6 protein-coding genes are annotated in these 8,198 nt (G+C 73.1%); 2 read left to right on the top strand and 4 right to left on the bottom strand.

What is annotated here, in order from left to right; translation table 11 throughout:
* Positions 1-1,974 precede the first annotated feature (1,974 nt).
* Positions 1,975-2,145 (bottom strand): hypothetical protein, encoded by a 171-nt coding sequence (locus ACWDBE_RS34315; protein ID WP_449809902.1) that lies wholly within the window; start codon positions 2,143-2,145, stop codon positions 1,975-1,977.
* Here ACWDBE_RS34315 and ACWDBE_RS34310 point away from each other — a divergent pair.
* Both ACWDBE_RS34310 and ACWDBE_RS34305 read left to right on the top strand, forming a co-directional pair.
* The gene (locus ACWDBE_RS34310; RefSeq protein ID WP_449809901.1) at positions 2,138-2,353 is read left to right on the top strand and encodes a hypothetical protein; all 216 of its coding nucleotides are present in this window, start codon (positions 2,138-2,140) and stop codon (positions 2,351-2,353) included. The two genes, ACWDBE_RS34315 and ACWDBE_RS34310, sit on opposite strands and share 8 nt — an antisense overlap.
* Before the next feature lie 432 nt (positions 2,354-2,785).
* Positions 2,786-3,346 (top strand): helix-turn-helix domain-containing protein, encoded by a 561-nt coding sequence (locus ACWDBE_RS34305; protein ID WP_449809900.1) that lies wholly within the window; start codon positions 2,786-2,788, stop codon positions 3,344-3,346.
* A 1,758-nt stretch (positions 3,347-5,104) separates the two neighbouring features.
* Here ACWDBE_RS34305 and ACWDBE_RS34300 read toward each other — a convergent pair.
* The 3 genes from ACWDBE_RS34300 to ACWDBE_RS34290 are packed head-to-tail and all read right to left on the bottom strand — an operon-like array spanning position 5,105 to position 8,178.
* A complete protein-coding gene (locus ACWDBE_RS34300) occupies positions 5,105-5,719 on the bottom strand; it encodes a hypothetical protein (protein WP_449809899.1) in 615 nt (204 codons plus the stop codon).
* A complete protein-coding gene (locus ACWDBE_RS34295; RefSeq protein WP_449809898.1) occupies positions 5,719-6,339 on the bottom strand; it encodes a hypothetical protein in 621 nt (206 codons plus the stop codon). The genes ACWDBE_RS34300 and ACWDBE_RS34295 overlap by 1 nt, the downstream gene beginning before the upstream one ends.
* Positions 6,340-8,178, bottom strand: a complete 1,839-nt coding sequence (locus ACWDBE_RS34290; protein ID WP_449809897.1) for an acyltransferase — start codon at positions 8,176-8,178, stop codon at positions 6,340-6,342.
* Positions 8,179-8,198 lie beyond the last annotated feature (20 nt).

The raw sequence follows: 8,198 nt of genomic DNA, 5'->3' as shown, positions 1-8,198 counted from the left end.
ACGGCTCTCTGTACAGCACCCGCGCCGACTATGCCGCGGGCCGGTGGGACCCGACCTGGACGAAGGTCAGCAATGACCGGCTGAAGGCCATCAGCGCGCCGTCTGCTCCGCAGACATGACGCGCCGTCACTAGCGTGACGGAGCGTTGCGGCGCCCCTCCGGGGCGCAGTAGCGGAGGGTAGTTGCGGCGCGTCCGCGCCGCTGGTCTGGGTGGGCTCGGTCTGATGGTCGGGCTTCCCTTCGCCGGGGTGCCGGCGCTCCGCACCGGCGGGCCATGGCACCCCGTCCGGGCCCGGCCTGGCCCTTATTTCTGCTGGTCAGTGGGGGTTTTGGCGCACTCCGTGCGCCTGGCTGACCGGGAGGAGGGGGTGGGTCCTCGCCTTCGACGCCGCCCTCCCGCCCCGCGATGGCCAAGACCCACACCCCGACCACCTGACTGCATAGTGTCACGACACCCTCGGGTGACGCAAGGCCACCCACCCCAACCATCACCCAACGCAACAGGTACAGACCACGTTCAGTGGTCTGTACCTGTCTGCCCCGGCGCGGAACCCGAATACCCCAGGAAATGCCCGTGACCCTGTATCAGAATGCCGCCGTCAGCAAACCTTGCCGCAGCCACTACCCCGCCCCGGCTTCACCCAGACAATGCATCACCCCGGAGCCCTGTGTAGACCCAGGAATCCCGCCCCATGCCCCTTCAGAAAGCCTCCGGCCCGGCCCCGTTGGCGATATGACGAGGAATTCTGGTACAACCACAACCCCACTCCGAAATTCCCATGCAAAAACCCCATAAACCCGCCCGGTCAAACAGCTAGCGGCCCGCGAGCAGGGCGCACCGGCCCCGGCCCGGGACCCGAACGACCGCAACCGAGCCAGACGAACGACGAGCCGACCGGCGGGCCCGGGCACCGCGCCGCCCGCCGGGCCGGCGCCGGACAGGCCCCGGGCGACCGCAGCGAGCCGGACGGAGGCGCAGCACAGCACCGCCCACCAGGCTCGGGTGCGGTGGCGGGCCGGGCCCCGTCACCACCGAACAGGACCCCACTCCGGGCGACCGCACCGAGCAGGACCTGGACGCCGGCGAAGCGGCGGCGAGCGGCACGCCGTCGTCCAGGGCTGGGCCCGGACCTGGCGCCGTCCGATGCCGGCGCCCCCGGGCGCGGGTGGCATGTCCCGCCCGATGGCTCGCGTGTGGCATCCGGCGACGCGGGCCAGCAGCGGGTTGGACCCTGCGGCGACTCGCTCCGGGCGTTCTCGACCGCGTCCAAGGAGGCCGCGGACCGACACGGCCGCTGGTCCCCGACGCTCCGTCGGCATCGGGCGGGGCATGCGCGCGTGAAGGGCGTGTCCGGACAACAGCATTGACTCGATCTGCACATGCCATTCATTCTGATGTCACGTCCAGCCCTCCTGCCTGGGCTGGTCCGAGGAACAACGGAGGGACGTCATGTCCGTACGCTCGCACCTCGGCAAAATCGGAGTCACGGCTGCCGCCGCAATCGCGCTCGGCACTGGAGTCATCGCTCCCGCACATGCTGTCTCGGGTCCGTCTGGCCCTTCGGCAATCCTGGAGCGCTGCGGCTGGAGTCCGACCATCTACTTCGACGCACCACGGGTGAAGACCACCAAGAGCCCGACCCACATCTGGTCCGGTCCCGGCTCCGACTGCTACAACCACTCCGACGCGTCATCAGGACTTTCCGTCTTCGCCGGGTGCAGGTACCGCAACACGCAGCACGACACCTGGTGGGTCATGACCGAGTACGGATGGATCTACAGCGGCAACCTGTCCTCGGGGTGGGTCGAAGCTCCCCCCTGCCCCGTCTAAGTCGGTTCCCCACGTCACGCCTGCCCCGCCCGGACACCCATCCTGGGCGGGGCCGCCGCATGTGGAGATCCTGTGTTTTTTGCGACTTTTGCGACCGTGCCAACGCACACGGGCGCGCACGCGTACGGATAGCCGGCACGCACTCACCACTGGATGAGGACGGCCCCCTTGGAGCCGGCGGCGCCCTTTCCGCCGGTGCCGCCCGCGCCGCCCGCGTAGCCGCTGAAGACGGTGGCCGCGCCGCCGGCGCCGGAGAAGCCGCCTCGTCCTCCCTTGCCGCCGGCCGCGCCGAAGGGTGCGCCCTGGATGGGCAACCAGGCCATTCAGGTCTACCCAGACACTCCGAACCGCGAATACCCCGGGCAGGGCCCGGTCGTGCTCCGTACCAGCGAGAAGGCCCCGTCCCAGGTGTACTGCACCAACTCGGTCAGCTTCTTCGGCTTTCCCAACGGTGGCCCGGCGCCACGCTTCGTCATCGGATCGGGCTGCGTCGTGGAAACGAACCCGTTCGTCATCGATTGACCACGCGGGCCGTCCTGGCTGCGGCACCCCACCGGCCCCCGCGCTCTCCTGTACGGAGCGCGGGGGCCTGCACGTGAACCGGAGTCGGAGCGGCCGACGCTCGCAACGACGCCGGTGGCGGCTTGGTGCTCGGTCCAGGTGCCCGGGCGCGGCGGGACCTGGGCGAGGCGGCCTAACAGCCCCGCCCCTGCGAGACGGCCAGAGACGGCCGCGGACGTCGGCGAGCGGGGCCTGGACGGCCGCCAACCCGGCGCAGGCTCCGGACGACCACGGTCGGCCCCCGCCCCACCTACAGCGCCGCAGGCACGAACCACGACCCCGGCGACACCCTTGTGGTTCGTTCACCCTGAACGGACCTTCACCGGCCCGCGTCCGTTGCCGATCGTTCAGGGTGAACGGACTTCCCTGTACGACGGCGGATAGGAGACGGGGGTGAGCACCACTGCGTACGGCTTCGACGCGGCGAAGCTGCGGGCCGCGCGCACGGCCGTCGGTGCGTCGGTGGCGAGGATCGCGCGTGAGGTCGGCGTCACCGAGCGCGCGGTGAGCCTCTACCTCGCCGGGACGCGCGTTCCCCGCCCGGAGCTGCTGGTGCGCCTGGCGAAGGCGGTCGGCGTCGCTCCGGCCGACCTGTGCACCGTGGAGCACGAGCGCCTGGTCCACCTGCGGGTGTTCGCCGGCCGCAGCCGCGCCGAGATGGCCGCGCGGCTCGGCATCGCCGAGGAAACCTACCGGCAGCTGGAGACCACCGGGCGCCGCGGCACCCGCGCCCGCTACGACCGTGCGCGCGACGAGTGGCTCGCCTGGGACGACTGGGCCGCACCGGCCTTCGACACCACCCCGGAGCGGTTGCTGGCCGCCCTTCGCCGCACCGAGGAGTACTGGCCGGTACTGCGCGAGCAGCGGTGGCAGCGCATCCGCGAGACCGACCCGCAGTGGGCCGCCATGGTGGAACAGATCACCAAACGGCCACCCCGCCACCGAAGGCGCTGACGACCACCCAGGGTGTTCGTCCAGGCCCGCACGGCGGCCCCGGCCCGGACCGCCCAACACGTGTAGGTCGCGCGCGGGGCCGTGCGCACCGTCCTTCCCGCGGCACGCGAGCGGGTCCCCTGTGTCCCGGGTTCCCGGGGCGCGGGGGGCCTTTCTGCGCGTGGGGCCGCCGAGCGTCGCCTTTCTCCGGTCACTGGTGGGTGCGGCGGTGGCGTCCGGTGGGGCGGTGAGCGGGGGCAGGTCGAGGGCGGCGGGGACGTCGGCCAGGGCGACGGGCTCGTTCTCCTGGCGGCCGATCGGGGCAGCCGGCCTTCGCCGGGCGTGTACCACCGCCACGGCCCGCTCCCGGCGGACAGCGCCGCCCCGGCCCCGGCGCGGCCGGCACCGCCGGACGCCACCACCAAACCCGGCCCGCCGCAGGCGCCGGGCCCTCGACGACCGCCCCACCCCGTCCACCACCAGGCAGAAAAGGGGCTCAGGAGAGGGTTGTCGGACGTCCCGAACCTTGGTGAGCGGGCTCTGACCTGCGGTAACGCGGCCGGGGCGGCACTGGTGGGGGGCTCACGTCAGGACCCACGTCAGGACCCACGTCAGGACCTACGTCAGGACCCAGGGGAGGAGCCATGTCGGAACTCACGGGAGGCCGGTCGGGGGCCGGTCTCCCCGCCCGTAACCGGCTCGGCCGGCCGGGGCCCCGGCGGCGACGTCGCCGAGCCGGCGGTCTCGGCGCCCTCGGCCTTCGCCGTCGAGCGGGCCGCCTTCGCCGCCCACCACGCCGCCCAGGCACAGCCCGATCCGGGGCGGCGGGCCGAGGACGAGCGGGAGGAGGAGGAGCAGCGTGCCGAACTCGCCGCCGCGCCGGGGACGTCGCGTTCCCGGGCGCGGGACGACGGTGGCCCGCGTCCACCCGCCGCGCCGGTCTCGCGACCGGGATCTCCACGGGCCGTACGGGACACCCGAGGTGCTGCTGCTCTCCCGGCCGTCCGGGGCGTGGAGAGGAGTAGTCGGCGTTCCGGGGACGGGTTGTCCCGGACGCTGACCAGCACGGACACGGGACAACCGGGGCTGTCCCGGAGCAACCTCGGGAGCAACTCCCGGGGCAACCTCCGAGGCAACGCCCGGGGCAACCTCCGGGGCAACCACGGCCCGTGGCCGGACGGACCGGCCCGGGGCGGCGGGCACGGGTCCCGGAAGCGGCCCGCACTCCTGCGGCCGGGGTTCGTCCGGGCCCGGACGGCGGTCCCGGCCCGAACTGTCGGCGGCCGGCACTGCCGGGCGCACCACGGAGAGGACAGCCCCGCAGGGTGGGAGCCCCCGCCGTTCAACCGCACACCCCACCCACCATCCACACCCGGGACCAGGAGAAGGGCAGCACAGAGAGGGGTTGTCTGATTTTTCGTGATGTCTGACAGGTGGTCTGACCTGCGCTGATGCCCGATCCTCTGTGAGAGCGACGGGGTACCTGCGGTGGTAGCTACGCACGTGCCTGCGGTGGTGCCTGCGGGTGTGCCTGCGGTGGTACCTACGTGCGTCCGGGACGGGGGCGGCCGACGGCGGCGCCGGCCGCGGCCTGGTGGCCCGGGGCGGGGCCTGGGGCGGGTCTGGGAGGATGGTGGCGGCGCGCGCTGCTCTCCATTGCCCGCGGCGACGCGCCGTCCACGTCGAAGGCCCCCACGCCCGGTAAGGGCGTGGGGGCCTGTTGTGTGCCCGGGGGCGGGTGCTACTGGCCGGTGGGCGGGGCGGTGGCGGCCGGTCAGGTCAGAGCGTGCGCGGGTGCCGGGCCGGGGGCGGCGGGGCGGGGGTGAGGGACTGGTCGAGGGTGCGGGTGATCTGGTGGTCGCGGACGGCGCATTCGGGGCCGCGGTCGAAGGCGACGACGTACGGCCACGGGGTCGGGTGGCGGCGGACTCGGGTGATGACGCCGAGGGTGCCGGCGGGGACGTCCACGCGGACGCGGGCGTCCTCCTCCCAGTACTCCTCGGCGGCCAGGTCCTCGTCGATCCACGACGCGTGGACCGGTTCCAGCAGCTCGACCCGGTCGCCCTCCTCCAGGCGCAGGTGGGCGGTGCGGACCCGGGCCTGGTAGCGGAGCAGCTGCACCAGGGCCCGCTCGCGGTCGGCCGGGTCGGTGAGCGCTCCGGGGTCCAGGAGCAGCACCGGCGCGCCCGGCGGCGGGCTCAACGGCACCGGCGTGCTCGGCGGCGGGGTGGTCGGGTGCGGGGTGGTCGGGTGCGGCAGGGACACGGTGGTCGCGGTGGTCGCGGCCGGCCGGGCGCTCGCGGCGGCGTCGTCGAGCTGGCTCTGGTCGCCGTCGTCGGTGCGGTCGGCGTTCACCGGGAGGCGGACCGGCAGGGTGTGGTCGGCGGCGTGCATCAGGCGCCGAGGCCGATGTGGGAGACGTAGGTGTAGGCGCCCCAGTCGGAGTCGAGGTCGGCGATGATGTCGTCCCAGATCTCCTCCATCTTGCCGACGTCACCGGTGGTGAGGGCGTCGACGGCGTCGTCCCAGACGTAGCGGACCTGGAAGGAGCGCACGCGCAGGTTGTCGCGGCGGCGGGGCTCGTCCACCACCTGCTGGTTGATGGGGTGGATCTCGACCTTGGTGCCGCGGCCGCCGTTGTTGAGGTGGGCCTTGAGGATGGCGGGGTTGTTCAGGACGTTGGCGGCGCGCAGGTTCCAGTAGGCGGTGTCGATCGCCTCCTGGTTGGCGGGGCGGGGGCGCTGGCTGCCCTTGGTCCAGGCCCGCATGGTGGCCGGGGTGGCGGTGACGCCGGCGTCGGCGAGGGCCTCGCGGCCGCCCTTGTGGGTCATCAGGTAGCGCATGCGGGCGGTCAGGCCGCGGCGGGTGCTGGGCGGGGACTTGATGCCGCCTTCGATGATCATGCGCTCCAGTGCGTCCTCCAGGGCCCGGCCGAGGGCGATCTTCCCGTGCACGTTTCCGGGGTCGCGGTCGGCGCCGTAGCGGCCGAAGTTCTTCCATCCGTCGGTCGACACTTAGGCGCTCCGGTTCCGGGTGCGGGGCAGGGTGTATTGGTCCTTGAGTTTCAGCTGCGTGGTCAGGCGGCCCTCCTCGAAAACACCGCCCGCGCTCTTTCGCCATTCGCCGCCGGTGACGTGCAGTTCGTCGGTGCCGCGCAGCGCGACGATCGTCAATCCGGCTTTGTGGGCACGCTGGGATTTGTACCAGAGATTCGCGAAGGCCTGCGAGCGGATGATGTGCATCCAGTCGGGGCGGCGGATGTCGCGGTTGTAGGTGGATTCGCCGATGGTGGACGCGAATTTCGCGTACATGGCCTTGACGTATTTTTCGGTGACCGTGTCGCCGTCGGCGATGGCGTTTTCGCGTGCGGCGGTGAGGACGCGGCGGAACTTCTCCAGCAGACCCTCGGACGAGCCGCTCGTCCAGGCCTCGGTGATGTGCGGGGCGTCGGTGAGGCCGAGCTTGTGGCAGCGGATCAGCAGTCGCACCGTGGCCTCGTCCAGCAGCACGGGCCCGGTTTCGTGGCGGTTGCCGATCGGGTCTGGCAGGTGCGGGTGTTCCCACGTCGGGCGCTGGGGCAGCAGGTAGACGCCGGAGCGCTTCGGGTCCCAGCCGCCGTCCGGCCGGTGCTGCAGGGCACCGATCGGCAGGTGGGTCTTCAACGCGCTGCAGTAGGCGGCGTTGGTGTCCAGGACGTCCACCGTCACCGGGTCGGCACCGGCCTTGAGGGCGGCCATCAGCGGGGCGTTCTCCCACTTGTGGCGCCCCTCCCAGATCTCGTCCGCGCCATTCCGGGACTTCTTCGAGAGAAATTCTAGCCTTTCCGGATAAGCGGTGTGCTCGTACGCGGCGCCGACCCGGGTCGCGTCGAACAAGGCCATTCCGTTCGGAATCGCCTTCTTCTCCAGCGCCTTTTCCGCCGCCTCGGTGTCGCCGCCGTGCTCCTCCAGCGCCTCCTCGACCGCCGAGGTGATCATGTCGAGGTAGTAGCCCAGCTCGCGGCCCGTGCCGGCGTACTCCCGGCTGCGGGCGGTCGGGCCCGAGCGGGGAGCAGCGGACGACGCCGAGGCCGGTGCCGGTGCCGGTGCCGGGGCCGCGGGCACCGCGCCGGGCGCAGCGGGCACCGGGGCGGTGGCCGGCACGGCGACGGCCTGGTCCCCGCCGACGGCGGGCTGCTGCCGCTCGGCGGCCTGGACGAGCTCTGCCACCGGGGGGGTGGGGGTGCACCAGCCGCCGATGTGGAGCGGGCGGCCGCCGATCCGGTGGCGCATCGGCCGGCCGCACCGCTCGCACGGCGCTGTGGGATGGAGGGCGGGGGCGCCGTCCGGGCCCCGGTCGTACTCCGTCGCGGCCCCGGCCGGGACGGAGGCGGGGGCAGCGACCGGAGCGACCGAGGTGGCCGGCACAGCGGTGGGGGGCACCTGGGTGGGCGGGGTGGGCACGCCCGGAACAGCGGCCGCGGGGAGCACCTGGGGGGCCGGGACGGCGGGCAGCACCCGCTGCTCGGTACCCGGGTCGGCCGGGGCCGGGGCGGGCCCGCCAGCGGCCGGGGCGGGCGGGGCCTGGGCGGCGAAGGTCGGCGGAACCGGGGCGGGTGCGGCGGTGCCGGGGGGCCAGGTGAGGGACTGGGCGGCGTGGGTCGGCCCGGAGAGCAGGTCCAACGGCCCCATCCCCCAGTGGCCGGCCAGGACGTCGACCTCGTCCAGGGACCAGGGCTGCGCACCGGACTGACGGCGGGACACCTTGTCCTGGGTCAGCCCGACCGCGGCGGCGAGGTCACGCTGGCTCTCCCCGGTGCGCTGCCTAATCGCGGCGATCGTGAGCCGCAGCGTTTCCAACGTACTGAGCGTCATGCAAGCATCCTATCCATCGT

It is taken from the genome of Kitasatospora sp. NPDC001132, from assembly GCF_053598415.1.
This window is presented reverse-complemented; position numbering and strand designations above follow the sequence as displayed.